This window comes from Hymenobacter algoricola (assembly GCF_039539525.1).
Taxonomy (GTDB): Bacteria; Bacteroidota; Bacteroidia; order Cytophagales; family Hymenobacteraceae; genus Hymenobacter; species Hymenobacter algoricola.
In genome coordinates, this window is sequence record NZ_BAABDH010000041.1 from 165143 (window position 1) to 191599 (window position 26457).

The 26457-nt window shown below is 62.3% G+C and carries 19 protein-coding genes, 1 tRNA gene and 2 pseudogenes; 5 read left to right on the forward strand and 17 right to left on the reverse strand.

Translation table 11 applies throughout. The annotated features are described in order from the left end of the window. Nucleotides 1-91: 91 nt before the first annotated feature. Nucleotides 92-1396, forward strand: a complete 1305-nt coding sequence (gene tyrS / locus ABD842_RS13270; protein WP_345114677.1) for a tyrosine--tRNA ligase — start codon at nt 92-94, stop codon at nt 1394-1396. A gap of 193 nt (nt 1397-1589) precedes the next feature. Here the strand turns inward: tyrS and ABD842_RS13275 are convergent. Both ABD842_RS13275 and ABD842_RS13280 read right to left on the reverse strand, forming a co-directional pair. Next, nucleotides 1590-1760, reverse strand: a pseudogene (locus ABD842_RS13275) (histone H1); the annotation flags it as partial. A 252-nt stretch (nt 1761-2012) separates the two neighbouring features. Next, on the reverse strand, nt 2013-3251 hold the full coding sequence (locus ABD842_RS13280; protein ID WP_345114679.1) for an aminotransferase class I/II-fold pyridoxal phosphate-dependent enzyme: 1239 nt from the start codon (nt 3249-3251) through the stop codon (nt 2013-2015). Nucleotides 3252-3679: 428 nt separating this feature from the next. Between ABD842_RS13280 and accC the strand changes: the two genes are divergently transcribed. From accC to ABD842_RS13295, 3 genes are all read left to right on the forward strand, one after another. Continuing rightward, on the forward strand, nt 3680-5188 hold the full coding sequence (accC, locus tag ABD842_RS13285; protein WP_345114682.1) for an acetyl-CoA carboxylase biotin carboxylase subunit: 1509 nt from the start codon (nt 3680-3682) through the stop codon (nt 5186-5188). A 668-nt stretch (nt 5189-5856) separates the two neighbouring features. After that, a complete protein-coding gene (locus ABD842_RS13290) occupies nt 5857-6519 on the forward strand; it encodes a carboxypeptidase-like regulatory domain-containing protein (protein WP_345114685.1) in 663 nt (220 codons plus the stop codon). A 505-nt stretch (nt 6520-7024) separates the two neighbouring features. Then, nucleotides 7025-7606: a helix-turn-helix domain-containing protein gene (locus ABD842_RS13295; RefSeq protein ID WP_345114687.1), complete on the forward strand. Its 582-nt coding sequence runs from the start codon at nt 7025-7027 to the stop codon at nt 7604-7606. A 277-nt stretch (nt 7607-7883) separates the two neighbouring features. On the opposite strand, the gene bshB1 is transcribed toward ABD842_RS13295, so the two are convergent. From bshB1 to ABD842_RS13335, 8 genes are all read right to left on the reverse strand, one after another. Continuing rightward, nucleotides 7884-8603, reverse strand: a complete 720-nt coding sequence (gene bshB1 / locus ABD842_RS13300; RefSeq protein ID WP_345114690.1) for a bacillithiol biosynthesis deacetylase BshB1 — start codon at nt 8601-8603, stop codon at nt 7884-7886. Nucleotides 8604-8702: 99 nt separating this feature from the next. Then, nucleotides 8703-9809 (reverse strand): peptidoglycan DD-metalloendopeptidase family protein, encoded by a 1107-nt coding sequence (locus ABD842_RS13305; RefSeq protein ID WP_345114693.1) that lies wholly within the window; start codon nt 9807-9809, stop codon nt 8703-8705. A gap of 78 nt (nt 9810-9887) precedes the next feature. Beyond that, nucleotides 9888-10835: a thioredoxin-disulfide reductase gene (trxB, locus tag ABD842_RS13310; protein ID WP_345114696.1), complete on the reverse strand. Its 948-nt coding sequence runs from the start codon at nt 10833-10835 to the stop codon at nt 9888-9890. 293 nt (nt 10836-11128) lie between these two features. Then, the gene (locus ABD842_RS13315) at nt 11129-11992 is read right to left on the reverse strand and encodes a sigma-70 family RNA polymerase sigma factor (protein WP_022823752.1); all 864 of its coding nucleotides are present in this window, start codon (nt 11990-11992) and stop codon (nt 11129-11131) included. Nucleotides 11993-12102: 110 nt separating this feature from the next. Next, entirely contained in the window at nt 12103-14259 is a 2157-nt protein-coding gene (gene pnp, locus ABD842_RS13320) for a polyribonucleotide nucleotidyltransferase (protein WP_345114699.1), read from the reverse strand. Nucleotides 14260-14450: 191 nt separating this feature from the next. Next, nucleotides 14451-14726, reverse strand: coding sequence for a 30S ribosomal protein S15 (rpsO, locus tag ABD842_RS13325; protein ID WP_345114702.1), 276 nt, complete (start codon nt 14724-14726; stop codon nt 14451-14453). 147 nt (nt 14727-14873) lie between these two features. Further along, nucleotides 14874-16307 carry an LptF/LptG family permease gene (locus ABD842_RS13330; protein ID WP_345114704.1) on the reverse strand — a complete coding sequence of 478 codons (1434 nt, stop codon included), beginning with the start codon at nt 16305-16307 and terminating at the stop codon, nt 14874-14876. Nucleotides 16308-16420: 113 nt separating this feature from the next. Beyond that, nucleotides 16421-16834, reverse strand: coding sequence for an START-like domain-containing protein (locus ABD842_RS13335; protein ID WP_345114706.1), 414 nt, complete (start codon nt 16832-16834; stop codon nt 16421-16423). Nucleotides 16835-16972: 138 nt separating this feature from the next. Between ABD842_RS13335 and ABD842_RS13340 the strand changes: the two genes are divergently transcribed. Then, nucleotides 16973-17046, forward strand: a tRNA-Met gene (locus tag ABD842_RS13340). Nucleotides 17047-17437: 391 nt separating this feature from the next. Here the strand turns inward: ABD842_RS13340 and rplT are convergent. The 7 genes and pseudogenes from rplT to ABD842_RS13375 all read right to left on the reverse strand — a co-directional run bounded on the left by rplT (nt 17438) and on the right by ABD842_RS13375 (nt 26354). Continuing rightward, the gene (gene rplT, locus ABD842_RS13345) at nt 17438-17782 is read right to left on the reverse strand and encodes a 50S ribosomal protein L20 (protein WP_345114708.1); all 345 of its coding nucleotides are present in this window, start codon (nt 17780-17782) and stop codon (nt 17438-17440) included. Nucleotides 17783-17874: 92 nt separating this feature from the next. After that, the gene (rpmI, locus tag ABD842_RS13350) at nt 17875-18069 is read right to left on the reverse strand and encodes a 50S ribosomal protein L35 (RefSeq protein ID WP_135499477.1); all 195 of its coding nucleotides are present in this window, start codon (nt 18067-18069) and stop codon (nt 17875-17877) included. Nucleotides 18070-18239: 170 nt separating this feature from the next. Then, nucleotides 18240-18788: pseudogene (infC, locus tag ABD842_RS13355) on the reverse strand (translation initiation factor IF-3); the annotation flags it as partial. 376 nt (nt 18789-19164) lie between these two features. Continuing rightward, entirely contained in the window at nt 19165-21111 is a 1947-nt protein-coding gene (thrS, locus tag ABD842_RS13360; RefSeq protein ID WP_345114713.1) for a threonine--tRNA ligase, read from the reverse strand. A 135-nt stretch (nt 21112-21246) separates the two neighbouring features. After that, nucleotides 21247-22329 (reverse strand): tetratricopeptide repeat protein, encoded by a 1083-nt coding sequence (locus tag ABD842_RS13365; protein WP_345114716.1) that lies wholly within the window; start codon nt 22327-22329, stop codon nt 21247-21249. A gap of 117 nt (nt 22330-22446) precedes the next feature. Next, nucleotides 22447-23310, reverse strand: coding sequence for a tetratricopeptide repeat protein (locus ABD842_RS13370; protein WP_345114719.1), 864 nt, complete (start codon nt 23308-23310; stop codon nt 22447-22449). 110 nt (nt 23311-23420) lie between these two features. Continuing rightward, complete coding sequence (locus ABD842_RS13375; RefSeq protein WP_345114722.1) at nt 23421-26354, reverse strand: DNA gyrase/topoisomerase IV subunit A; 2934 nt, start codon at nt 26352-26354, stop codon at nt 23421-23423. Nucleotides 26355-26457 lie beyond the last annotated feature (103 nt).

Below are 26457 nucleotides of genomic sequence, written 5' to 3' on the forward strand. Positions count from 1 at the left end.
TTGCCACTTCCGGTAAGAAGGAACCCCGCGGCCGGTTCCTTTTGCGCCCGATTTCCCTCTGAGCTCCAAGACCCTAAGTCCCCAAGACCCCATGACCCTTATTGACGAACTCCGCTGGCGCGGCATGCTCCACGATGCCATGCCCGGCACGGCAGAACACCTGGCGGCCCGGCAGCCCGTTTCCGGCTACATCGGCTTCGACCCCACCGGCGTGTCGCTGCACATCGGCAGCCTGGCCACCATCATGCTGCTCGTGCACCTGCAGCGGGCCGGCCACCGCCCCGTGGCGCTGGTCGGCGGCGCTACCGGTATGATTGGCGACCCCTCGGGCAAGTCGGCCGAGCGCAACCTGCTCGACGAGGACACGCTGCGCCGCAACCAGGCCGGCATCAAGGCCCAGCTGGAGAAGTTCCTCGACTTCACCCCCGGCCCCACCGCGGCCGTAGTGGTCAACAACTACGACTGGTTCAAGGACTTCGGCTTCCTCGACTTCCTGCGCGAGGTGGGCAAGCACCTGACCGTAAACTACATGATGGCCAAGGACTCGGTGAAGCGCCGCCTGGGCACCACCGAGGGCGACGAGCAGCGCGCCGACGGCCTCTCGTTCACCGAGTTCAGCTACCAGCTGCTGCAGGGCTACGACTTCCTGCACCTGTTCCGGACCCTGAACTGCACCCTGCAGATGGGCGGTTCCGACCAGTGGGGCAACATCACCACCGGCACCGAGCTCATCCGCCGCCTCGGCGACGCGGACGCCAAGGCCTACGCCCTGACCACCCCGCTCATCACCAAGGCCGACGGCACCAAGTTCGGCAAGACGGAAGGCGGCAACGTGTGGCTCGACCCCACGATGACCTCGCCCTACCAGTTCTACCAGTTCTTCCTCAACGCCGCCGACGAGGACGCCCCCCGCCTGATCCGCGTGTTTACCCTGCTGCCCCAGGCCGAAATCGAGGCTCTGGAAGCCGAGCACGCCCAGGCTCCCCACCTGCGCACCCTGCAAAAGGCGCTGGCCCAGGACGTGACTATCCGCGTCCACTCCGAGCAAGCCTACGAAGCCGCGCTGGCCGCCTCGCAGGTACTTTTCGGCGGCGGCGAGCTCAGCTCCCTCGACGAGGCCACCCTGCTCGACGTGTTTGCCGGCGTACCGCAGCTTGAGGTAGCGCACGCGCTGTACTCGGAAGCCAGCGTGGTGACGCTGCTCAGCGAGTCGACCAACGGCGTGATTTTCCCTTCCAAGGGGGAGGCTCGCAAAATGATGCAGAGCGGGGGCGTGAGCTTGAACCGCCAGAAAGTAGCGCCCGAGCAGCTGGCGCTGGATATTCCCCTGCTGCTCGACCAGTACCTGGTGGCCCAGAAGGGCAAGAAGAACTACTTCCTCATCAAGCTGGTGTAGCCCTGCCCCTGACCGGCCCCACAAGAAAAAGGGAGTCTACCGTGCGGTAGACTCCCTTTTTGCTGAATAACAACCGGCGGCCGGGGGCCGCCCGTCATTACTTCTTCTTGGCTGGAGCAGCAGCTTTCTTGGCGGCCGGAGCAGCGGCCTTCTTGGCTGGAGCAGCCTTGGCAGCGCCAGCGGCTGGAGCGGCAGTGTTCTTCGCGTTCTGAACCTCGGTGCGGATGCTCTGCGCCATGTTCTTCAGCTCCTGCATGCCTTTGCGCACGCGGGTACCAGCGGCCGAGTTCTGCTTGTCGTAGAACTTCTCGAAGTCGCCTTCCAGTGCCATTACGAGGTCTTTCAGTTTGCCAAAGTTGTTCATTGGGGAGGGGGTTGATTGGTGTGGGTTAATGTTCTTGAACGGCCCTAATATACAGGGATTTCAAATACAAGCAATAGTTCGACTTTTTTTATAAAACCCCTTTCCTCGCCTCTAAAGGCATTTTTTACACCCAAACCCTTCCTCAGCGCTCCGCTTTACCCAGCCGCAATTCTTGGAATAGCACAAAAAAACGGCCGACTACCCAGAGGGTTATCGGCCGTTTTTTTGTGCTGAGCAGAAAAACCGCTCTATTTACACGCTAACCGTATTTTTGGAGTACAGGCCCTTATCCAGCTTCACGGCTACGGCCTCGAAAGCCGTAATCGTCTCCCGGACGTCCTCCAGCGTGTGGACGGCCGTGGGAATCAGACGCAGCATGATCACGCCCTTGGGCACGACGGGGTACACTACGATGGAGCAGAAAATACCGTGATTCTCACGCAGATCGAAGGTTATTTGGGTGGCGTCAGGAATTTCGCCGGCCAGGAACACCGGCGTTACCGGCGACTTGGTGGTGCCCAGGTTGAAGCCTTTTTCGCGCAGTCCGCTTTGCAGGGCCCGCACGATGGTCCAGAGGTTGTCTTTCAGCTCGGGCTGGGTGCGCAGCAGCTCCAAACGCTTCAAAGCGCCTACCACGAGCGGCATGGGCAGGGATTTGGCGAAAATCTGGCTCCGCATGTTGTAGCGCAAATATTCAATTACGCTCTCCGGCCCCGCCACGAAGGCGCCGATGCTGGCCATGCTCTTGGCAAACGTCGAAAAATAAAGGTCAATGCCGTCCTGAATGCCCTGTTCTTCGCCCGTACCGGCCCCGGTAGCGCCCATCGTGCCGAATCCGTGAGCATCATCGACGAATAAGCGGAACTCGTATTTCTCCTTCATGGCCAGCACCCCGCGCAGGTCGCCCATGTTGCCCGACATGCCAAACACGCCCTCGGTAATGACGAGGATACCGCCGCCGGATTCCTTGGTCAGGCGGGTAGCGGCCTGGAGCTGCTTGTCGAGGCTCTCCATGTCGTTGTGGCGGTACACGAAGCGCTTGCCCTGGTGCAGGCGCACGCCGTCGATGATGCAGGCGTGCGACTCGGCGTCGTACACAATCACGTCGTGGCGGCCCACCAGCGCGTCGATGATGGATACCACGCCCTGGTAGCCGAAGTTGAGCAGCAGGCAGTCGGGCTTGTGCACGAACTCGGCCAGCTCATTTTCCAGCTGCTCGTGCAGGTTGGAGTTGCCGCTCATGATGCGCGCGCCCATGGGCAGGCCCATGCCGAAGTCGGTGGCGCCGTCGATGTCGGCCTGCCGCACCTCGGGGTGGTTGGCCAGGCCCAGGTAGTTATTCAGACTCCAGGTAAGCACCTCTTTGCCGCGGAAAATCATGCGGGGCTTGATTTCGCCTTCCAGCTTGGGAAAGGTGAAGTAGCCGTGCGCATAGTGGGAATGGCTGCCCAGCGGGCCGCGGTTGGAGGCAATCTTCTCGAAAAGATCCACGGAGGAAACGGTTAGTAGTTGAAAGAAATCCGGAGAGAACTGACTGGCAAACTCCTTCAGCTTGTACAAAGTTATGGCAATTCGCAAAGGTAGCCCTTGCCCGCGTGCCGTCCAACTCAGGCGGCCGGGCCTTAATTTACCGATTAAGGTTTAGGAAGCCGCCGGAATGGCGTTTCTTTGGGGCATTGATTCGTTTTCACTGTCTTTAAAATACGTCTGTCATCCTGAGCGCAGCGCAGCGGAGTGAAGGACCTTCCTCTTCTTGCCTGCAAAGCGCTTTTCAATGCGCTACGCTCCTGCTCGCTCTGCTGCAGGGCTTGGCTTCTTGAAAAGGATTTGTTCCTTAACTGAGGCAGGTCCTTCGCTTTGCTCAGGATGACCCCCGTAAAGTGACAGCTGTTTTTGCTTCTTCTCTCCCACCCTTTCGCATGAAAAAAATCACCAAGCTCCTCGTGGCCAACCGGGGTGAAATTGCCCTGCGCGTGCTGCGCTCGGCCAAGGAAATGGGCATCCAGACCGTGGCCATCTACTCCGAGGCCGACCGCCAGGCCCTGCACGTGCGCTACGCCGACGAGGCCGTGTGCGTGGGCGGGCCGCAGTCGAGCGAGAGCTACCTGCGCGGCGACGCCATCCTGGAAGTGTGCCGCCGCCTCGGCGTGGATGCCATTCACCCCGGCTACGGCTTTCTGAGCGAGAATGCCGGCTTTGCCCGCAAGGTGAAGGAGGCCGGGCTGATTTTCGTGGGCCCTTCGCCCGAGGCCATGGAGCTGATGGGCGACAAGCTCTCGGCCAAGCAGACGGTGAAGGCCTACAACATCCCGCTGGTGCCCGGCACCGACGAGGCCATTTCGGACGTGGAAGAAGCCAAGCGCATTGCCAGCGAGGTGGGCTTCCCGATTCTGATTAAGGCTTCGGCCGGCGGCGGCGGCAAGGGCATGCGGATTGTGAACAACGCGGCCGAGTTTGAGGAGCAGATGCAGCTGGCCATCAACGAGGCCGTGTCGGCCTTCGGCGACGGGGCCGTGTTCATCGAGAAGTTCGTGACCGGGCCGCGCCACATTGAGATTCAGGTATTGGGCGACGAGCACGGCAACATCGTGCACCTCTTCGAGCGGGAGTGCTCCATTCAGCGCCGCCACCAGAAGGTGATTGAGGAAGCACCTTCCTCGGTGCTCACGCCGGAGTTGCGGGCCGAAATGGGCCGCTGCGCCGTGGAGGTGGCCCGGGCCTGCAACTACACCGGGGCCGGCACGGTGGAATTCCTGCTCGACGATCAGCACAACTTCTACTTCCTGGAGATGAACACCCGCCTGCAGGTGGAGCACCCCGTGACCGAGCAGATTACGGGCCTCGACCTGGTGAAGGAGCAGATCCGGGTGGCCGAGGGGCACCCGCTGGCCTTCACCCAGGACGAGCTCACCATCACCGGCCACGCCCTGGAAGTGCGCGTGTACGCCGAGGACCCGGCCAACAATTTCCTGCCCGACATCGGCACGCTGACCACCTACGTGCGCCCCCAGGGCCCCGGCGTGCGCGTCGACGACGGCTTCGAGCAGGGCATGGACATCCCGATCTACTACGACCCGATGATTGCCAAGCTCATCACCTTCGGCAAAGACCGGCAGGAGGCCATCGAGCGGATGCTGCGCGCCATCGACGAGTACCAGATTACGGGCATCCAGACCACGCTGCCCTTCGGCCGCTACGTGCTCCGGCACCCGGCCTTCGTGAGCGGCAACTTCGACACGAACTTCATCCGCGACCATTTCACCCCCGCCAACCTCACCCCCGCCACACCCGACCCCAACATCGCCAAAGTAGCCGCCGTGCTCACCGCCATGCTGATGACGGAAAAGAAAGCGCCGGTGGTAGCGTCTTCGGATGCTGCGGCCGCTGCGGGCTCCAACTGGAAGCGCAACCGGCTGGGCGCGCGGTAAGGCGTTGCGGTTTCTTGTATTTGAAAAGCCCGGCCGGTTGGCCGGGCTTTCCTTTTATAGCGGTTTCGTGAACGGTATACCCACCGGTCGGACGGCTTTTTCCGCCGTCCGACCGGTCGCCTCAACCACGATAAGTTCAACGAACCTCAACCCTACCGACAACCAGTCTGACGGCAGAAAAAGCCGTCGGACCGGAGCACATGGCACCGGGCACACCGTTGGCGAAACCGCCATAAGGTAGCCTTTCCCCCGCCGTCGCTCGGCTGTGCCGGGTGACCACTACGCTCTGAGCAGCTAAGCTGCGAATTCGCCAGCGCCGCCGCAACAACCAGCCCTAGCGGCGCGGGATGCTCGCGGCCCAGCCGCTCCGGCGTAACTGTCACTCGGCACAGCCCAGCGACGGCGCAGGAGGAGGCCAGAAAATTTCACCGTTGCAGCTCCACGACCGCGCCAGCGGCAAATCCGGACCGCGCCGCCTGAAGCAAGCCGGGCGGCGTACTCGTTCTGACGGAGGCGCCGCCTGCCGGCATCCACTGGCCCGCGTTACGGCTTCGCCTGAACGCGCGCCAAAAAAAAGTACCCGGCCGCGTGTGCCATTGCCGCCACTTGGGCATCACCCGATAGCGGAACACGTACCCGCCCAGCCCACTTATTCCCCTCGCCCCACTATGAGTACCCTTCCCAAGCCCCAATCCTGCGGCCAGCACTGGCTGGATATGCAACCCACTGCCAACGGCCGGCGCTGCGGGCAGTGCGAGAAGGAGATTCACGACTTCTCGGCCATGGCGTGGCCCGACATAGCCCGCACCCAGGCCGCGCACGGCAACGCGCTCTGCGGCATGTATGCCCCGGCGCAGCTGGCGCACTGGGGCCAGGTGCCGCCGCCCGGGGCCTGCGCCCGGCTGGCGACGGCCACCAGCATAGCCCTGGCGCTGGCGGCCATTCCGGCGACGGCGCAGGTAGCCGCGCCGGCCCGGCTCACGCTCAGCGGCACGGTTACGGTGCTTTCCGCCAAGGGCCAGCCCGTGCCGCTGCCTTTCGCCACGGTGCTGCTGGCCGGCACCACCACCGGCGTCTCGACCGACGAGCAGGGCCGCTACGAGCTAGCTGTGCCCGATGCCGTAGCCGACCCGACCCTGGTTTTCATCAGCATCGGCTACGAGAAGCTGGAGTGGATGGTGCCGGCCGCCAGCCAGGGCCAGCTCCGGCACGATGCCTGGCTGGCCATCAACCCCCACAGCTCCCTGAGCGTGTTTTCGGTGCGCAAGCCCACCCTCTTCGAGCGGGCCACCTGGCCGCTGCGCCGGTGGCTGGGGCGGCAGTCGCAGTAGTGGAGCGGCCGAGCAGCCGAAACTACCGGCGCGAGTGTCCAGTGGGCCTACTGGCCCCACTGGCGCGCGTTTAGGCGCAGCCATAGCCCGTGCCGCAGCACGGCGTGGAGAGTGTATCCCAGCTGCCGCGCCAGCGGCAGACCGGTACCGCACCGCCGGGAGCAGGCCGGGCGGCGGGCTTGTTCGGGCGGGGCAGGCATAGCGGGGCAAGAGCAGCGGGCTTTCCCTAAGCGCCCCCCCCCCAGCCGTCGCTTGGCTGCGCCGAGTGACCACTACGCCCCGAGCAGCTATGCTGCGAATTACCCCACGCCGCCTGAACAGCCGGCCCGCATGGCGCGGGACGCTCGCGGCCCAGGCACTCCGGCGTAGTAGTCACCCGGCAAAGCCGAGCGACGGCCCATTATGGGTAAGGTATTTTCAGAAAACGAAAAATACCTTACACTTGCCGTGGATATTTTGTAAGGTATTTTTCGTTTTTTTGAAAATACCTTACACGCTTTTTGCTATGCCGCGCCGTGCCCGTATTTCCCAAAATCTTATTGCCCGTCTCCGTACCTGGTTTGGGATGCGGCAGGATGAGCTGGCCCTGTATGCCGGCGTGAGCCCGGAGCTGATTCAGGCGGCGGAAAGCGGCCGGCGCTCCATGAGCACCCCACTGCTCATGGCCATGTTGCCGCTGTTGCAGCAGCTGCCCGAGGCGGCGGCTCCGGCCTCGGAGCCCCCAATTGTGCTGCCCGCCCTAGCCGCCGGCTCCCCCGCCCCGGATGCCGCCGCACTGGACTTTCGCCGTCGGCAGTGCCAGCAGCAGGCTGGCCGCCTGCGTACCCAGGCCGACAAGCTGGCCACCCGCGCCCGGGCGGCCGAACGGTGGGCCCAAGTGCTACCTGCCCTGCTGGCCGCCCACCCGCCCCCCACCGACCCAGCCGACGAGTATGCCGCAGCACGCCACGTATGGCTGATGAATTGGCTCCCCCGCCGCACCCGCCCTCTGCCCACCGATGACGTGACGCGCTGGCACCTGCTGCAGGCCCGTATCGTGGCGCTGGAGGCTGAGGCAGCGGCACTAGCGGCCGTTGCGCCGGACTAACGCCCTTATAGAAACAGCCCTTACCAATGCGGTAAGTAGCATGACGCTATACAAAGTCAAAGCCCAGCTCGGTGGTGGAGCTATTTTATGGGCTGAAGGAGGAGCTGCATCAACTGCCGGTTCTGGTCATAATCAAACAGCCCTTTGCAACGGGGTAAACCAGGCGTTGTACTAGCTGTCGGTTCTGGTGATGAGCATACAGGCCGTTGCGGCAGGTCAGGCGTGCCGGATACGGTTGGCTGGTACCACTCGCAGCCGGTAAGTGGCGGGAGCACTGCTAAATCAGATCCGTCAGCTGCCGCACGCCCAGGGGCCGCTGCCGGGTGTAGCCTTCGCCGAACTCCACCCCGATCAAATGGCCGAACTCCCGGGCCCGGGCCTCCATGAACTTGGTGAATACCGGCGTGGACAGGTAGGTGACCGGCTCGGTGCTCTCTTCGTCGAAGAACTGGGTTTTGTAGGCCTGAATCGACGCCCACTTCTGCTCCCAGTGCGCGGAGATGTCGACCACGAAGTCGGGGCTGATCTGGCGGTCCTGGATGAAGTGGTACACGTGCCGGGGCCGCCACGGAGCCTGGGGCTGGCCGTCGGCACCCAGGGTTTCAATCATCTTGAGGCCCGATAGGAAGCAGGCATCGGAAATGAGCTGGGCGCCGCGGCCGTGGTCGGGGTGCCGGTCATGAATGGCGTTGCAGAGCACGATGTCGGGCTGGTAGCGGCGCAGCGCGGCCATGATGGGCAGCTGGTGCTCCCGGTCGTTGCGGAAGAAGCCGTCGGGCAGCCCCAGGTTTTCGCGGGCGTGCAGGCCCAGGATGCGGCTGGCGGCTGCGGCCTCGGCGGCCCGGGTGGCCGGGGTGCCGCGGGTGCCCAGCTCCCCGCGGGTGAGGTCCACGATGCCGATTTTCCTGCCTTCCGCCGCCGCCGCCAGCAGCGTGCCGGCCGCCGACATTTCCACGTCATCGGGGTGGGCCGCAAGGGCCAGGATATCGAGTTTCATTGGGTTGGGGTCTTGGGAACCTGGGGACCTGGGGTCTTGGTTTTCGTTCTGGCGTTTGGGGCCGAACAAGAACCAGGACCCTAAGTCCCCAAGACCCTATTACTTAATCCGCAGCGTCTTGCCCACCTGCAGGGTCCGCACGTTGCCGTTGAGGCGCCGCAGCTGGGCCTGCGACACGCCGTACTTGTCGGCCACCTCCGAGAGTGTGTCGCCGCTGCGGATGCGGTGGGTGACGACGCGCCGCGCGGCCGCGGGGCGGCTGGGGCGGGCGGCGGCCTTGGCCCGCAGAGCCCGGCTGTAGTAGTCAAACAGGGCCGAGGTAATCACGAAGTTGTCCTGCTTGAGCTTGTAGTCGGGGAAGTCGTACATGCGCTCCGGGTCGATGGGGTTGCCCTCGTAGCGGATTTCGAAGTGCAGGTGGGAGCCGCTGCTGCGCCCCGTGCTGCCGCCCAGCCCAATCACCTGCCCGGCCTTGACGAAGGTACCGGGCTTGACCAGCGCCTTGCTCAAATGGCCGTAGAGCGTCTCAACGCCGTTGTAGTGGCGCACGAGCAGGTAGTTGCCGTAGCCGCTGCCGTCCCACTTCGAGATGCGCATCACCCCGTCGAAGGCGGCCCGCACCGAGTCGCCGGTTTCCAGGTCCAGATCCACGCCGTAGTGCCAGCGGTAGCCGCGGAAGCCGAAGTCGGACGTCACCGGGGTCGTGCGCAGCGGCATCTTGGCGAAGCGCTGCTTGTCGGGCTCGGTCAGGTGCAGCAGCAGCGTGTCGCGCAGGCGGCGCCCGTCCACCCGGTAGGGGTTGATGTTATGGGTATCCCAGATGGAATAGTAGCCGGCCACCTTCACCCAGGAAGAGTCGATGAGCACCTGCTCCGACACTTCCACAATCTGCTGCTCGCCCTCATCGAGCGTGGTCGTGTCCTCACTGACCAAAGACAGCTTCTTGGCCGGGTTAAAGAAGATGGACTTGGCGGCCTCGGAGTTGTCGTCGGGCAGGTCCCGGGTTTCAATCAGCACCGTGGTGTCGGGCCGCACGTAGCGGATGGTGGGCGACTGGATGCGGAAGAAGTCCTTCCGCTTACCGGGTGAGCCGGCCTTGGCTTTCGGCTCGGGCACTTTGCGGCGCTGGGCCTGCCCCTGGCCGGGAGCCAGCAACAGCCCGAGCAGCAGCAGCGGCAGCAGCCAGTATTTGAGGAAATGAAGCAAGGGCAAAAGGTGAGGTGAAGGGATGGTAAGGAACGGCCCGGGCGGGGCGGCGCAGCGCGCCCACGACCGGGCCCGCACCTAATGGTCGCCCAGGGCCGCCAGGTAGCGTTCCGCGTCCAGGGCCGCCATGCAGCCCGAGCCGGCGGCCGTCACGGCCTGGCGGTAGGTGAAGTCCTGCACGTCGCCGCAGGCGAATACGCCGTCCACGTTGGTTTTGGCGGTGCCCGGCACGGTTTTCAGGTAGCCCTGCTCGTCATGGTGCAGGTAAGAGTGGAAGATCGTGGAGTTGGGATCGTGGCCGATGGCCACAAAGAAGCCCTCCACCGGAATTTCGCGGGTTTCGTGGGTCAGCACGTTTTTCACGCGCACGGCGTCCACGGCCTGCGCGCCCAGAATCTCGTCGGTCACCGTGTTCCAGAGCACCTCGATCTTGGGGTTGTCCACCACGCGCTTCTGCATGATTTTCGAGGCCCGCATCTCCCCTTTGCGCACAATCATGTACACCTTGCTGCACAGGTTGGCCAGGTAGGTAGCCTCCTCGGCGGCGGTGTCGCCGGCGCCCACGATGGCCACTTCCTTGCCGCGGTAGAAGAACCCGTCGCACACCGCGCAGGCCGACACGCCCGAGCCGTTCAGCCGCGCCTCCGACTCCAGCCCCAGCCACTTGGCCGAAGCCCCGGTGGCAATGATGACGGTGTCGGCCGTAAGCTGCTTGCTCTCGTCGATGGTGATTTTGTGCGGGTGGCCCGAGAAGTCGACCGCCGTGGCCAGCCCGTAGCGCACGTCGGTGCCGAAGCGGGCGGCCTGCTTCTTGAGGTCTTCCATCATTTCGGGTCCCATCACCCCGTCGGGGTAGCCGGGGAAGTTCTCCACGTCATTGGTAATGGTGAGCTGGCCGCCGGGCTGCAGGCCCTGGTACATCACCGGCGCCAGGTTGGCCCGCGCCGCGTAAATAGCTGCCGTATAGCCCGCTGGACCCGATCCGATAATCAAACACTTGATGTGTTCCGTGGTGGTAGTAGCCATTGCTTTGGAAAAGCAGAGTTGAAAAGTGAAGTGTAAAAGTAAGCGTACTGTCGGGTTCCGGCGCGGAAAGCTGCCGGAACGCCGTGCCGAGGCGCAGCCGGATCAGCCCGGCCGCCCCGGTCTTATCCCGTCGGGCGGGCCGCAGCCTCTCTACCGCGTTGTCTGGACTCTATAACAACGCAGCGGGCCGGATGCCTCACTACGCGCAGCAGGATGTTTGACCGGCCGGCCGGCCGCCAACAAAAAACCCCAACGAAAGGGCTGGGGTTTTTGGGGTCCGAGACAGTAAAAAACTATCCCAGGTATGGTTTCAGGGCTTTGGAGCGCGAGGTGTGGCGCAGGCGGCGAATGGCCTTCTCCTTGATCTGCCGCACCCGCTCCCGGGTCAGGTTGAACTTCTCACCGATTTCTTCCAGGGTCAGGGAATGCTCCCCGTTCAGGCCGAAATACAGCGTAATCACGTCGGCTTCGCGCTTGGTGAGCGTGCTCAGGGCGCGCTGCACTTCCTTGCGGAGCGAGTCGTTCATCAGCCCCGTGTCGGGGCTCTCCTCGTCCTCGTTTTCGAGCACGTCGAGCAGGCGGTTTTCCTCCCCCTGCACGAAAGGAGCATCCACGGACACGTGGCGACCCGAGATTTTCAGGGTGTCCACGACTTCCGAGGTGGTCAGCTCCAGCACTTCGGCAATTTCTTCGGGCGAAGGCTCGCGCTCAAACTTCTGCTCCAGCTCGGAAAAGGACTTGGAAATCTTGTTCAAAGAGCCCACGCGGTTCAGCGGCAGGCGCACGATGCGGGACTGCTCGGCCAGGGCCTGCAGAATCGACTGGCGAATCCACCAGACGGCGTAGGAAATGAATTTAAAGCCGCGGGTTTCGTCGAAGCGCTTGGCGGCTTTGATCAGGCCCAGGTTGCCCTCGTTGATCAAATCGCCCAGCGAGAGGCCCTGGTTCTGGTATTGTTTGGCTACCGACACCACGAAGCGAAGGTTGGCTTTGGTTAGTTTCTCCAGCGCCTGCTGGTCACCTTCCTTGATGCGCTGCGCCAGCGTTACTTCCTCGTCGGGAGTGAGCAGATCGACCTTACCAATCTCCTGAAGGTACTTGTCCAGCGACTGGCTTTCGCGGTTGGTGATCTGCTTGCTGATTTTAAGCTGTCTCATTGCGGGCGCGAAATTGTATTTTTGAAAGTATTAATCATCACTAGGGCCTTTCTAGAGGTCGGCAATTGTAAACAACGCGCCGACCTCCGTGAAAGTTCGCCAAGGTTGCTTTAGGCTTGCGCCTCGTCGGCGGCCCGCTCAGGCTTGGGCAGCAATGCCTTGCGCGACAAGCGGTACTTGCCCGTTTTCTTGTCGATGTCCATCAGCTTCACGTCGATTTCCTGGCCTACCTCGAGCACGCCTTCCAGCGCGTTCAGGCGCTCGTGCGATACTTCCGAGATGTGCAGCAGGCCATCTTTGCCCGGCATGATTTCCACGAACGCGCCGTAGGGCTGGATGCTGCGCACCTTGCCTTTGTAGGTCTCGCCCACTTCCGGGGTAGCCGCAATGGCGCGGATCCGGTCGATGGCCGCCTGCATGTCTTCCTGGTTGGAAGCGTAGATGCTCACGTGGCCTTTCTCGTCCTTCTCCTCGATGATCACCGTGGCGTTGGTGTCCTTCTGGATCTGCTGAATAACCTTGCCGCCGGGCCCGATTACCGCGCCGATGTACTCCTTGTCGATGAGCATCTTGTGCGAGCGGGGCGTGTGAGGCTTCAGCTCCGCGGCCGTCTCGCTGATGGTCTTGGCCATCTCGCCCAGAATGTGCAGCCGGCCTTCGCGGGCCTGGTGCAGGGCCGCGGTCATGATTTCGCTGCTCAGGCCCTGGATTTTGATGTCCATCTGGCAAGCCACGATACCTTTCTCGGTGCCGGTTACTTTGAAGTCCATGTCGCCGAGGTGGTCCTCGTCGCCGAGGATGTCGCTCAACACGGCATATTCGCCGGTTTCCTTATCCTGCACGAGGCCCATGGCGATGCCCGAAACGGCCGCGCGCACTTTAATGCCCGCGTCCATCAGGGCCATCGAAGCGGCACACACGGTAGCCATCGACGAGGAGCCGTTCGACTCCAGGATATCCGACACGATGCGGATGGTATAGGGGTTTTCGTCGTCGGAAGGCAACACCTTCTTCAACGAGCGCATGGCCAGGTTGCCGTGGCCGATTTCCCGGCGGCCGGGGCCGCGGTTGGGCTTCACCTCGCCGGTCGAGAAGGCCGGAAAGTTGTAGTGCAGCATGAACTTGCTGTAGCCCGAGGTCATGGCCGTGTCGATGATCTGCTCATCGAGCTTGGTGCCCAGGGCTACCGTAGTCAGCGACTGGGTTTCACCGCGGGTGAACAAAGCCGAGCCGTGGGCACCGGGCAGGTAGTTCACCTCGCTCCAGATCGGGCGGATTTCCGTAAGCTGACGACCATCGAGGCGGGTGCGCTCCTTGATCATCATGTCGCGGATGCCTTTCTTCTCGGCCGAAGCGTAGTAGCGGCCGAACATTTTCATGTCCAGCTCCGGATTTTCTTCCAGCAATTGAGCCAGCAAAGGCTTCTTGATAGCGCCGAAAGCTTCCTTGCGGCCGGCCTTGCTGGGGTTGCCCGACTTAGCAACGTCGTAGGCGCCCTGGTGCACGGCCTGCATGATCTGCTGCTTCAGCGCGTCATTCTCCTCGTACTGCGGATACTCGCGCTTCACGTGGGATTTTGCCACCTCGGCGGCCAGCTCGCGCTGCACGCGCACTTGCTCTTTGATGGCAACGTGGGCGAAGGCAATGGCTTCCACCATCTCCTCTTCGCTCACTTCGTTCATCTCGCCTTCCACCATGGCTACCGAATCCGCCGTGGCACCAACGATGAGGTCGATGTCGGCGCGGGCCAGGTCGGCGGTCAGCGGGTTGATCTGCAGCTTGCCGTCGATGCGGGCTACGCGTACTTCCGAAATCGGCCCGGCGAAGGGAATGTCCGAAATCGACAGGGCGGCCGAAGCGGCCAGCGCGGCCAGGGCATCGGGCTGCACGGTCTTATCGGCCGAAATCAGGGTTATCATCACCTGCACCTCGTAGTGATAGTCCTTGGGGAACATCGGGCGCAGGATGCGGTCTACAATGCGGCATACCAGGATTTCGTAGTCCGACAGGCGGCCTTCGCGGCGCTGGAACGAACCGGGAATGTTACCGGCACCACCAAATTTCTCCTGGTAGTCGACCGACAGCGGCAAAAAGTCCACGTCGCCGCGGGAGCTGGGCTGCGACACGACCGTGGCCAGCAGCATCGCGTCGCCGAGGCGCACGACGACGGCGCCGTCGGCGAATTTGGCCAGCTTGCCGGTTTCCAGGGTAATCTGCCGACCATCGGGCAGGGTAATGCTCTTGGTAATAGCGTTGTAGTTGGGCATCTAAGAGTGCTTTTAAAAAGCGTGCAGCGGGCGAGCAGCCAAAAGAACAGGGCCGGCAACGGCCCCCTTCTACTCTGAAAATCAGGGTACTTCGAAAAGAAAACAACGAGAGCCGCACAAGTGCTGACGGCTCCGAACAAAAAAGAGTAGGGAACCCTCGGCGTGAGGGTTCCCTACTCCAACGAGGTGGGCTACTTGCGAATGCCCAGCTCCTTGATAATTGCGCGGTAGCGGTTGATTTCGCGGTGCTGGAGGTAATCCAGCAGGCGACGGCGCTTACCTACGAGCTTCAACAGGCCCAAGCGGGTCGAGAAGTCCTTCTTGTTTACCTTCAGGTGCTCCGTCAGGTGGGTGATGCGGTGCGTGAACAGCGCAATTTGGGATTCAGCCGAACCGGTATCGGTTGAGGTTTTGGTGAGGCTATTTTTCTCGAAAATAGACTGCTTGATTTCGGTAGTGAGTTTCATCGGCAGATAGGTTCCCCCGTCTTGGATTAAGCGTGAAAAAAGAGAAATTGACTACCCCGCATTTCGGGGTGGCCGCAAAGGTATGGGATTTTATAATCCGTTGTTCGCCCTGAGGGCAATTTAGTGCGGGGGCGCCGCCGCCTCGTGCTACACCGAGCGCTTGTAGCCGCGGAAGGGCCAGCGGAGCTTGGCCGGCAGCAGCCGCCGGAAGTCCAGCTCCAGCAGCCCCGAGTCGCGGCGGGCCTGGTTGAGAAACAGCAGCCCGACGGGCAGCAGCAGCAGCGTCGAGAGCCACATGCCAATGCCGACGGGCATCACGGCTTCGCGGCCGTACTTCTCGCCCATGATGGACAGCACGTAGTAGATGATGAAGAACACGATGGAAATCAGCACCGGCACGCCCAGACCGCCCTTTTTAATAATGGCTCCCAGCGGGGCGCCAATCAGAAACATGAGCAGAATCGCCACCGACTGCACGTACTTGCGGTAAATCTCGATGCGGAAGTTGCCGGCCTCCTTCGAGAGGTTGGTGAGCCGCTCGCCGGTGCTGCCGGCGTAGGCTTTCAGGTTGCGGGCGCGGTTGGTGGCCTGCTCGATAAAGGAGGCATTCAGCGCCGGCAGCTTGGTGGTGGCCACCTGCCAGCCTTCGATGCGGCGCGCCTGCTGCTGGCCCGTGGTATCGAAGCGCAGGTAGGTGTAGTAGGGCGTCAGCTGCCGGGGCATCAGCTTGCGCTCCAGCGTCAGGCGGTTGTGCAGCGAATCCGTGTAGTTGCGGAGCTGGGGAATGTTTTTCATCATCTTGTTTTCCGCAAACAGCTCCTCCTTGGTGCGGTTCAGGTCGAACGAGGCCAGCGAAAACGTAATCATGTTGCGGGAAAAGGCTTCGCGCACGAAGCTGGCGCCGGCCCGGTCGCGGGCATCGGGCTGCTCCACGTACATGGTGCCCCGAAACAGCTCCAGACCCAGATACTGGCCGCCGAAGCGGGTAAACATGCGCCCCGAGTCGGCCAGAATCACGGTGGAGTTGCCGCGGCCGTTGGTGTGGTCATAGATCATGACGCCCATCAGGATGTCGCCGTTGTCGCCCAGCTTCTGGTTGACCTTGATGGTGTAGCCGGGAATGCCGTTGTAAAAGACGCCTTCGCGGATATCCAGGGCCAGCTTTTGCTGGCGCAAATCCCAGAGCAGGCTGTAGGCGCTCAGGTTGGCCTTGGGCACGATGGTATCGTTGAACCAGAACGAGAAGCCCGCCAGCACTACGCTGGCCAGCAGCACCGGCCGCAGAATCCGGGTCAGGGAAATGCCGGAGGTTTTGATGGCCGTCAGCTCGTGGTGCTCGCCCAGCGTACCGTAGGTCATCAGCGAGGAAAGCAGCACGGCCAGGGGCAGCGAAATGGGCACCATCAGCACGCTGAAGTAAAACAGCAGCTGCCCGATAATGGCCACGCCCAGATCCTTGCCGACCAAGTCGTCGAGGTACTTGAGCATGTACTGGGTGAGCAGAATAAACTGCACCACGGCCAGCGTGAGCAGAAACGGCCCGGCGAAGGCCTGTAAGATCAGTTTATCGAGTTTTTTCATGCAAGACGCTCCCCACGCCCATCCGGCAGGCGCAGCCCAAAAAAAAGGAGCAAAAGGGAAACGAAGGTACGCCCCGTTTCGCTCTTGCTCCCGTCAGTTTTTTTCGGGCGGTGCTAGCCGCCGACCAATTCGCGCAGCTTCAGCACCAGACCTTCCCACATGTCCAGCAGCTCACTATCGTCGGTTTCTTCCGAGTAATCGATAATGCGCAGGTACACTTCCTGGGTCAGCTGCGACTCTTCAAGGGAAAAATCCAGGTAGTTGGCATCAGACACGTGCCGCTTGTTCTGGTCCAGAAACACGAACCGGACCGAGCGGTTGGTGCGGTGGGAGCTCATTTCGGCGAAGTGGGGCTGGTTGTCCCAGATAAAGTTGTAGCGGTGGTCTTCATCGATGCGCACATCCTGGCAGTACCACTGCGAGAGGCCGGAAGCGGAGGCCAGGTAAGGATAAAGGATTTTGGGCGAAGCGTTTACCGGTAGTTCGACCGTAAAGCGGTGTTTGGAGCGAGTAGCAGAAAGCGGCATAAGCTGAACGAAACATGAAAAAAGTGCGGAGCCTGGACGCCAGAAATGGGGTACCGCAGCCAATATACACGGGTTTTTTTTCATGTCAGGCTTGCATGGGTTCAAATCTTGTTCCTACCTTTGCGGCACCAAAAACCCGGCGGGGTAGCTCAGTTGGTTAGAGCACAGGATTCATAACCCTGAGGTCGGCGGATCGTACCCGCCTCCCGCTACACGACGAAACCGCTTAGAAGTCAGCTTCTAAGCGGTTTTTTTTGGCCCCATTGTTTTTTTAGCCCGGTTTTTTTCCGGCCCCCTGTGGGTAGCGAGGAACCTCCGTTGCGAGCTTTTATTTCTCTGGCCACCGGGCCTCGCCCCTCTCTTAGGCAGCAGGAATTTAAAAACCCTTTCAGCCAGACCGACCTCATTACTGAGCACACCGCCGGGCAGGACTGGATTTACAACCATTGGCTGGCGCTGCTGTCCACCGGTGCCGTCATGCAGGGCTGCAGCGGCCTCTAATCGACTAGCCGGCTCTTTGCTGCGCACTGAGCCAGTTTAGGGCACAAAAAAAGAGCCTGACCAGTATGGTCAGGCTCTTTTTTTGTGCGTTACGCAGCCGATCTACTTGATCTTCTCCACGATGCCCTTAAAGGCCTCCGGGTGATTCAGGGCCAGATCAGCCAGTACTTTGCGGTTGAGCTCGATGCCGGCTTTCTTCAGGCCGCCCATCAGCTGCGAGTACGACAGGCCGTGCTCGCGGGCACCGGCGTTGATACGCTGGATCCAGAGGGCGCGGAACTCGCGCTTCTTTACCTTCCGGTCGCGGTACGCGTAGAGGAGCGCCTTTTCAACGGCATTCTTGGCAACGGTCCACACGTTCTTGCGACGGCCGAAATAGCCTTTCGCCAGACGCATTACTTTCTTACGACGGTGGCGCGAGGCCACGTGGTTTACACTTCTTGGCATAACCTACTTTTTTTTGGCGGTCGGTGACTGTTCAGTAAAGTCTTCGAGACCGGACGCCGGGTTGAAATTCACTTAAGCTACTCTGCCGAACATTAGATGTTCAGCATGTCCTTTACGCGGTTCATGTCCGCGGAGCTCACCAAGGTGATGTGCGTCAGGTTACGCTTCTGCTTGGTGCTCTTTTTGGTCAGGATGTGGCTTTTGAAGGCGTGCTTCCGCTTCACCTTGCCCGAGCCGGTGAGCGTAAAACGCTTCTTAGCACCGGATTTCGTCTTTACTTTTGGCATTGTGGTATGTATTGAGAAAAAAGAAAAAGCTGGTTGAGGGCCGAACTAAGTTGCCTCACTTCGGCCGGCTTGCGCTACTCGGCGGCCGTTTGGGGCTCCGCCGCCGCCGCCGGCTTGGGAGCGGGGGCAGCAGCACCTTCCTTGGCCACCGGCTTGGGCTTGGCAACCGAAGGGGCCACTTTCGGGGCTAGGTACAGGAACATCCGCTTGCCTTCGAGCTTGGGCAGCTGCTCCACCTTGGCCAACTCCTCGAGGGCCTGGGCAAACTTGAGCAACAGGATTTCACCCCGCTCCTTGAAGACGATGGAACGGCCCACAAAGTGCACGTACGCCTTGATCTTGGCACCTTCCTTCAGGAATTCCTGGGCGTGCTTCAGCTTAAAGGCGAAATCGTGGTCATCGGTGTTGGGACCGAACCGGATTTCCTTCAGGACCACCTTCGTGGCTTTGGCCTTCATCTCGCGGGTGCGCTTCTTCTGCTCGTACTTGAATTTCGAGTAGTCGATAACGCGGCACACGGGCGGTACGGCGGTAGGCGAAATCTCGACCAGGTCGAGGTTCTGCTCCTGGGCCATTTTACGGGCCTGCTCAATCGGGTAAATGCCTTGCTCGATGTTTTCACCGACCAGGCGTACCTCACGGGCCGTAATCTTCTGGTTGATTTTGAACGGCTCCTCCACCTGAGCGCGGGGGATGTAGCGGCGATTTGGGGTAGCTATGGGTTGGTCCTCCTTCTAAAAGGTGAGCTTAAAAGTCTGTTTGCACTGATTGAGCGACGAAAACACGAGTTTCTGCGGCGCTATCAGGGGGCGAATATCCGTCTTTTTTTTGAATCTAAAAAAGCAGCTATATAAAATAGCCCGGAAATCTGCCCGCTGCGGGCATTTCACAAGCTAGTGTCGCTGGGTTAAGTTCAGTACTCCTTTGTCATTGCGAGGCGCAAGCCGAAGCAATCGGTCCTCTGAAATGCCCTGAGCCTGGTTAAATCAGAAAGCTCCGAACGTTAGCACAACGTCGGGGCTTTCTGATTTAGATAAGCTTGGCTTATTGTCCGGGAAGCATTGCTTCGGCTTGCGCCTCGCAATGACAAGGTGTTTACGCTTTGCCGTCCATCATTTCCGTTACCTGGGCCTGGAAGCTCTTGATAAAGGCGTCAATGGGCATCGAGCCCAGGTCGCCTTCGCCGTGCTTGCGCAACGAGATGATGCCGTTTTCCTGCTCCTTTTCGCCCACGATGAGCATGTAGGGCACCTTGGAAATCTCGGCGTCGCGGATTTTGCGGCCGATTTTCTCGTCCCGGCTGTCCAGCGTGCCGCGCAGCTCGGCCTGAATGAGGCGGTCGTAGACCTGCTGGGCGTAGTCCTGGTACTTCTCCGAGATGGGCAGCACGGCAAACTGCTCGGGCGCGAGCCAGAGCGGGAAGTTGCCGCCGCAGTGCTCGATGAGCACGGCCACGAACCGCTCCAGGGAGCCAAACGGGGCGCGGTGAATCATCACCGGGCGCTGGCGGGAGTTGTCGGAGGCCACGTATTCCAGCTCGAAGCGCTCGGGCAGGTTGTAGTCGACCTGAATCGTGCCCAGCTGCCACTTGCGGCCGATGGCGTCGCGCACCATGAAGTCGAGCTTGGGGCCGTAGAAGGCGGCTTCGCCCAGCTCGGTTACCGTGCTCAGGCCCTTCTCGGCGGCGGCTTCGATGATGGCCTGCTCGGCGCGGGCCCAGTTCTCGTCGGAGCCAATGTACTTGGTCTTGTTCTCGGGGTCGCGCAGGCTGATCTGGGCGGTGAATTCCGGGAAATCAAGGGCCTTGAGCACGTAGAGCACGATGTCAATTACCTTGAGAAACTCCTCCTTCACCTGATCGGGTCGGCAGAAGATGTGGGCGTCGTCCTGGGTGAAGCCCCGCACCCGGGTCAGGCCGTGCAGCTCGCCGCTCTGCTCGTAGCGGTACACCGTGCCGAACTCGGCCAGGCGCACCGGTAGGTCGCGGTACGAGCGGGGCTTGCTCTTGTAGATTTCGCAGTGGTGGGGGCAGTTCATCGGCTTGAGGAAGAACTCCTCGCCGGGGTTGGGCGTCTTGATGGGCTGAAACGAGTCGGCGCCGTACTTCTCGTAGTGGCCGCTGGTCACGTAGAGCTCCTTGGAGCCGATGTGCGGGGTCACGACGGGCTGGTAACCGGCCTTGAGCTGGGCGCGGCGCAGAAACTGCTCGAGCTTCTCGCGCAGGGCCGTGCCCTTGGGCAGCCACAGGGGCAGCCCCGCCCCTACTTTCTCCGAAAACGTGAACAGCTCCAGCTCCTTGCCCAGCTTGCGGTGGTCGCGGCGCTTGGCTTCCTCCAGCCGCTCGAGGTACTCGGTGAGCTCCTTGGCTTTGGGGAAAGTGATACCGTAGATGCGGGTGAGCTGCTTGTTTTTCTCGTCGCCGCGCCAGTAGGCGCCGGCCACGTTGAGCAGCTTCACCGCCTTAATCGGGGAAGTATCGGGAATGTGCGGGCCGCGGCAGAGGTCGGTGAAGTCGCCCTGGGTGTAGAAGGTGATAGTACCGTCGTCGAGGCGCTCCAGCAAGTCGAGCTTGTAGGGGTCGGCCTTCTCGGTGAAGTAGGCAATGGCGTCGGCCTTGCTGACCTCTTTGCGCTCGTAGGTGCTTTTCTTTTTGGCCAGCTCGAGCATCTTCTTCTCGACTTCCGGCAAATCGTCGGTAGAAATCGTGCGGCCTTCGCCCAGGTCGATGTCGTAATAGAAGCCGTTTTCGATGCTGGGTCCGATGCCTAGCTTCACGCCGGGGTACAGGGCTTCGAGGGCCTCGGCCAGCAGGTGGGCCGAGGAGTGCCAGAACGTGGCCTTGCCGTCCTGGTCGTTCCAGGTCAGGATTTCGAGCTTGGCACTTTGGTCAATAGGCCGGTGCAGGTCGCGCAGGTCGCCGTCGACGCGGACGCCGAGGGCGTTGCGGGCGAGGCCTTCACTGATACTGGCGGCAACGTCGTAGCCCGTGGCGCCATCTACAAACTGGCGCACGGAGCCGTCGGGGAGCGTGATGTCAATCATGTTGAAAAGGGGAAAAAGTAGCTATACAAACAGCGTGAAGCCGCAAGTTAGAAGTTCTGGGAAAGAATGGGGCAATGCCGGCCGGTTAAAATAGACGGCGCAACCGGCCTCCCGGGCCGGCCCCAAGCCCGGCGGCTACAGTGAGGGCCGGGGCACGGCCAGCGGCTCAACGGGCGCGGTGGCGGCGCGGCGGATGGTGTCGGTGAACACGCCGCGGGCGCGGTTGCCGGTTTTCCAGGCTTTGTAGGTCCAGTGCCTGTTGCCGGGGTTTTCGGCAATGAGCCGGCGGTACTGGTCGGCAGCTTCGGGGTAGCGGCCCAGGCTCTCGTAGCTTTCGGCCAGCATCTGGCGGGCGTTGGCCAGCCGCGGGGCCCGGCGCAACGCCCGCTGCAAATGCGGCAGCGCCGTGGCGTAGCGCCGCAGCTTGTAGGCGTTCAGGGCCAGGCGGTAGTCGGCGCGGTAGATGGTCGAGTCGAGCTGCACGGCGCGGGCGTAGTAGCGCAGGGCGCTGTCGGGCTGGCTTTGCAGCTCAAACTGCCGGCCATGGTCGTACCAGAGCGGGCCGTAGGCGGGAGCCAGCCGCAGCCCGCGGGCCGAGTAGCGGGCTGCTTCGGCGGGCAGGCGGTAGGCGTTGGACAGAAACGCGAGCTGGTGCAGGGTTTCGGGCTGGCGCGGGTCGCGGCTGAAGCTGGCCCGCAGGTAGTCCAGGGCCTGTACCGTGTCGGCCAGCGAGACGTAGGCAATGCCTTTATAAAAGAGGGCCGCGGCGTGGTCGGGCTCCTGCTGCAGCGTCCGGTCGAGGTGGTCGAGGGCGGCCTCGTAGTTGCGGGCAGCCAGGTTGGCCTCCCCCACCAGCAGATTCAGCTCGGGCGAGGAAAATCCGTGCCGGGAAGCTTCCTGGGCCGCACTCAGCGTCGCCTGCAGCCTTCCCTGGGTGCGCAGGGCGCGGGCCTTGGTGAAGTAATACTCGCCGGGCGCGTCATCCAGGGCAATGGCGCGGTCAATGTCCTGCAGGGCCGCCGCCGGCTGGCCCGCATCGAGGCGGAAGGCGGCGCGGCGGGCATACAGGGTGGCATTGCCGGGCTGCCGGCCGATGGCCCCGTCGAGCTCCTGGGCCTGGATTTTGGGGCCGCTTTGCACCGTTTGCAGGTTTACCATCCGTGCGGCCTGCTCAGTAGGCGCCCTGTCGCAGCCAGCCAGCAGGACGGCAAGGGGCAAAGGCAGCAGGACGGAAAGCGGAAATCTCACGAAAGCGGTGAATGGCGTGGGCCCCAAAGATACGACTTGGCCGCCCGCGGTCGGCACCCGGCCCCGCGCTGAAAGCCAGACGATAAACTACGTCTGCCGGATTTTATGGTGCAGCTGCTTGAGCATTTTGCGGTTGAGCTGCACCAGCAGGGCCCGGCAGCGCCGGCTCATTTCCAGCTCCTCACTGGTTACGGGCGTGAGCTGGGCCGCTTCCTGGAGCACGGCAATAGCCTGGCTGCGCTGGCCCTGGTTGAGCCGCACCCGGGCCAGATCGTAGCAGAACTCGATGCGCAGCGGGGCCAGCTCGTGGGCTTTGGCCAGCGCCACCAGGGCGCGGCGGGTGCTGGCCCCGTTGGGCATGCCGCCCAGAATCAGCTTGCTGTAGGCTCTTTCCAGCGGGTTGTAGTGGTCGACGCGGTAGTGCCAGCGGCCCAGCAGCTGCCAGGCTTCAGCCCACCTGGGGGCTTTTTCGGTGGCTTTGAACACGTACTCCCGCATTTCCTTGTAGGCAATCAGGCGGCCGCGGGCACTGAGCAGCGTCGCCTGGTTGGCCAGGGCCAGGGCCTCGGCATAGTTGCCCTCCGCGCCTTCCGGCTTCACCACCAGCGCCCGGGTCGAGTACAGGCGGGCGGCGCTGAAGTAGGCGGCTTTGCGGGTCTCGTCGGTGTAGCGGGCCCCGATGCGCACACTCAGCACCGCGGCCTGCCACAAAGCCTCGTAGTGGCCCGGGACCTGCCCCAGCACCTGCTCGTACTTGGCCAGGGCCTCCGAATCCTTGTACTGCTTCTGCAGCGCCCGGGCCTCGGCCAGCAGCCGGTCCACGTCGAAAGCCCCCGGCGGCGCCGGCCACGCGGCCACGGCATGGCCGGCACGCACGCCGCCGGTCGGCCACCCCAACAGCAGGCAGGCCACCAGCACTTTGCAGACAGAACGGAACGCGGAAAAAGACATCAACAACAGCAAACAGGCCCGCCCCGGCTTTCGGAACCCCAAACCGGGGCGGGCCCCGCAATAACACCAAAAAAGCCCTGGCGACTCCCCAGGGCTTTTTTATTTCTCTTTTAGAACAGCCCCAGCTGGGCTTTGGGGCGGCGCAGAATGGCCTGGGCCTGGGCCACGTCCTCCTCCGTCACTTCCACCGGGCCGGTCAGCTCGGGCAGCGGGCCGGTAGCTTCGGGGGCCGCGGCGGCCGGGCGCGGAATGGTGGCGGGGCCTTTCTTGCGGGCCGTTTCGCGGCGCTCGGGCTCGGGGCCTTCCCCGGTGAGCAGAGCCACGGCGTGGATGCGGAAGTAGTTGAGCTTGTTGCCCATGGCCTTCCATCCTTTCACGTCGATGAACTCGTGGAGCCGCAGCTGCTCGGTTTCCTTGTCGGCCTTCTTGTCGCGCTGCAGCCTGATTTCCACCTGGGGCTCGGCGAAGGCCGTGGCGGCCAGCAGCTTGGAGCCCTTGGTTTCGGAAATGAAGATAAAGCGCTTTTCCAGGGTGCTGGTCTCGATTTTGAAGCGCTTCACGTAGTGGATTTTCGTGTCGCCCTCCACGTACACGGCGCTGAGCACGGTGTCGGACTCCAGCTTGCGCAGCAGCACGATGTTGGGCACGTCGAAGTGCAGCGAGGGGTCGGGCGCCTTCATTTCGTAGGAGCCGTCGCGGTACACTACCAGCACCGTGTTGTCGGTGTCGAAGGTGCCCAGGTAGCGGCCGTGGCCGGCGGTGTTGAGGCGGCCCACCACGGCGTCGAAAAACACTTCCCGCCCGCCCAGCGTGGAGTCGCCGAGGCTTTTCTGGGTGATTTTCTTGATGGGCTGCTTGGTCACGATGTTGCCCATCGAGCCCTTGCCCTTGATGGCCAGCTCGGCAAAGTCGAAGTCGAACTGCTTGACCCGGGCCGGGGCCTTGTCGGTGAGCTGCACGCCCACCAGCTCCGACTCGGAATTGGGGTTGGCCGTCAGATACAGCACTTTCGAGCTCTTGCCGCCCTTGGTCAGGTCGTACACTTTGTCGCGGGTGATGCCCGTGACCAGGAAGCGCTTGGCGTAGGCCACGCCCGAGGGGCCGTCCTGGTAGACCATGTTGTAGACCAGCCGGTCGTCGTTCTTGTTATACACGCCCACGTGCAGGATATCCTTACCCACGAAGGTCTTCTCGGCAATCTTGAACACGGTGAACGTGCCGTCGCGGCGGATGGCGATGATGTCGTCCAGGTCGGAGCAGTCGGCTACGGTTACGGCGTTTTCGTCCTTTTTGAGGCCGTAGCCCACGAAGCCGTCGGTGTAGTTGACGTAAAGCTTCTGGTTGGCCACGGCCACTTTCTGGGCCGTCACCACGTCGAAGGTGCGCAGCTGGGTTTTGCGCTCCCGGCCCGCGCCGTACTTCTTGAGCAGGTTTTCGAAGTACTGAATGGCGTAGCGCGTGAGGTTAGCCAGGTGGTCGGCCACTTCGGCCAGCTCGGCTTCCAGCTTCTGAATGTACTCGTCGGCCTTGAAGCCGTCGAACTTGCTGATGCGCTTAATGCGGATTTCGGTCAGGCGGGTCAGGTCGTCCTCGGTGATGGCGCGGCGCAGCACGATGCGCTGGTCGTCGGCCCGGGCCTTGAGCCCGTCGATGCGCACATACTTGCTCAGGCCCTTCTCGATGGTTTCGAGAATGTCGGCCCAGGTTTCGCACTCCTCAATTTTGCGGTAGATGCGGTTTTCGATGAAAATCTTCTCCAGCGAGGCCGAGTGCCACTTTTCGTGCAGTTCATCCTGCCTGATTTCCAGCTCCCGCTCCAGCAGGCGCACCGTTTTCTGGGTGCTCAGCCGCAGCATGTCCTCCACGCCCACGAAGCGGGGCTTGTCCTCGATGATGACGCAGGTGTTGGGCGAAATCGAGATTTCGCAGTCCGTGAAGGCGTACAGCGCATCCATCGTCAGGTCGGGACTCACGCCGGTGGGCAGGTGCACCTGGATTTCGACGTGGGCGGCCGTGTTGTCGACCACCTTCTTGATCTTGATCTTGTTGGCTTCCGAGGCCTTCACGATGCTTTCCATCAGCGCCGTGGTGGTGGTGCCGTAGGGAATGTCGCGAATGACGAGCATGGTCTTGTCGGCCTTCTCGATGGTGGCGCGCAGGCGGATTTTAGCCCCGCGCAAGCCGCCGTTGTAGTTGGTCACGTCGCAGAGGCCGCCGGTGCTGAAGTCGGGAAACAGCTGGATGTCCTTGCCCCGCAGCACGGCGATACTGGCCTGGCACAGCTCGCGGAAGTTGTGGGGCATAATCTTCGTGCTCAGGCCCACGGCAATGCCTTCCACACCCTGGGCCAGCAGCAGCGGAAACTTGACGGGCAGCGTGGTCGGCTCGCGCTTGCGGCCGTCGTAGCTCATCTGCCAGTCCGTGACGTCGGGGTTAAACACCACGTCGAGGGCAAACTTGCTCAGGCGGGCCTCGATGTAGCGGGGTGCCGCCGCGCCGTCGCCGGTGCGGATGTCGCCCCAGTTGCCCTGGGTTTCAATCAGCAGATCCTTCTGACCCAGGTTCACCATGGCGTCGCCGATGCTGGCGTCGCCGTGGGGGTGGTACTGCATGGTCTGCCCGATGACGTTGGCCACCTTGTTGAAGCGGCCGTCGTCCATCTCCTTCATGGCGTGCAGAATGCGGCGCTGCACGGGCTTGAGGCCATCTTCGATGGCGGGCACGGCCCGCTCCAGAATCACGTAGGAGGCGTAGTCCAGAAACCAGTTCTGGTACATGCCGGCCACGGTGGCCACGTCGTGAATGGTTTCGCCGGGGGCAAACTTGGGCTCCTCCTCGGTTTCCTCAGTTACGGGCGTGGCTTCGGTCACGGCCTCCACGTCCTCCGACGATTCGGCCAGGGTCAGCTCGCCCGCGTCGGGGGCGTAGTGCTCCTCGCCCTCGGCCGGGGCCGGTGGGGCAGCCTCGTCGAAGCTGAGCGTGTCGCCGGCGGCGAACAGGTCGGGCTGCGGCGTTTCGTCGAGGGGAGCGTCAGGGTTGACCATAAGGGCAGGGGGTTGGTCGGCGGGGGGAATGCGGGTGTTCATCAAAAGTACCGTTAGCTGCGCAGAACGCAATATTTCCAAGGCGAAGCCGAAGCATAAAGTT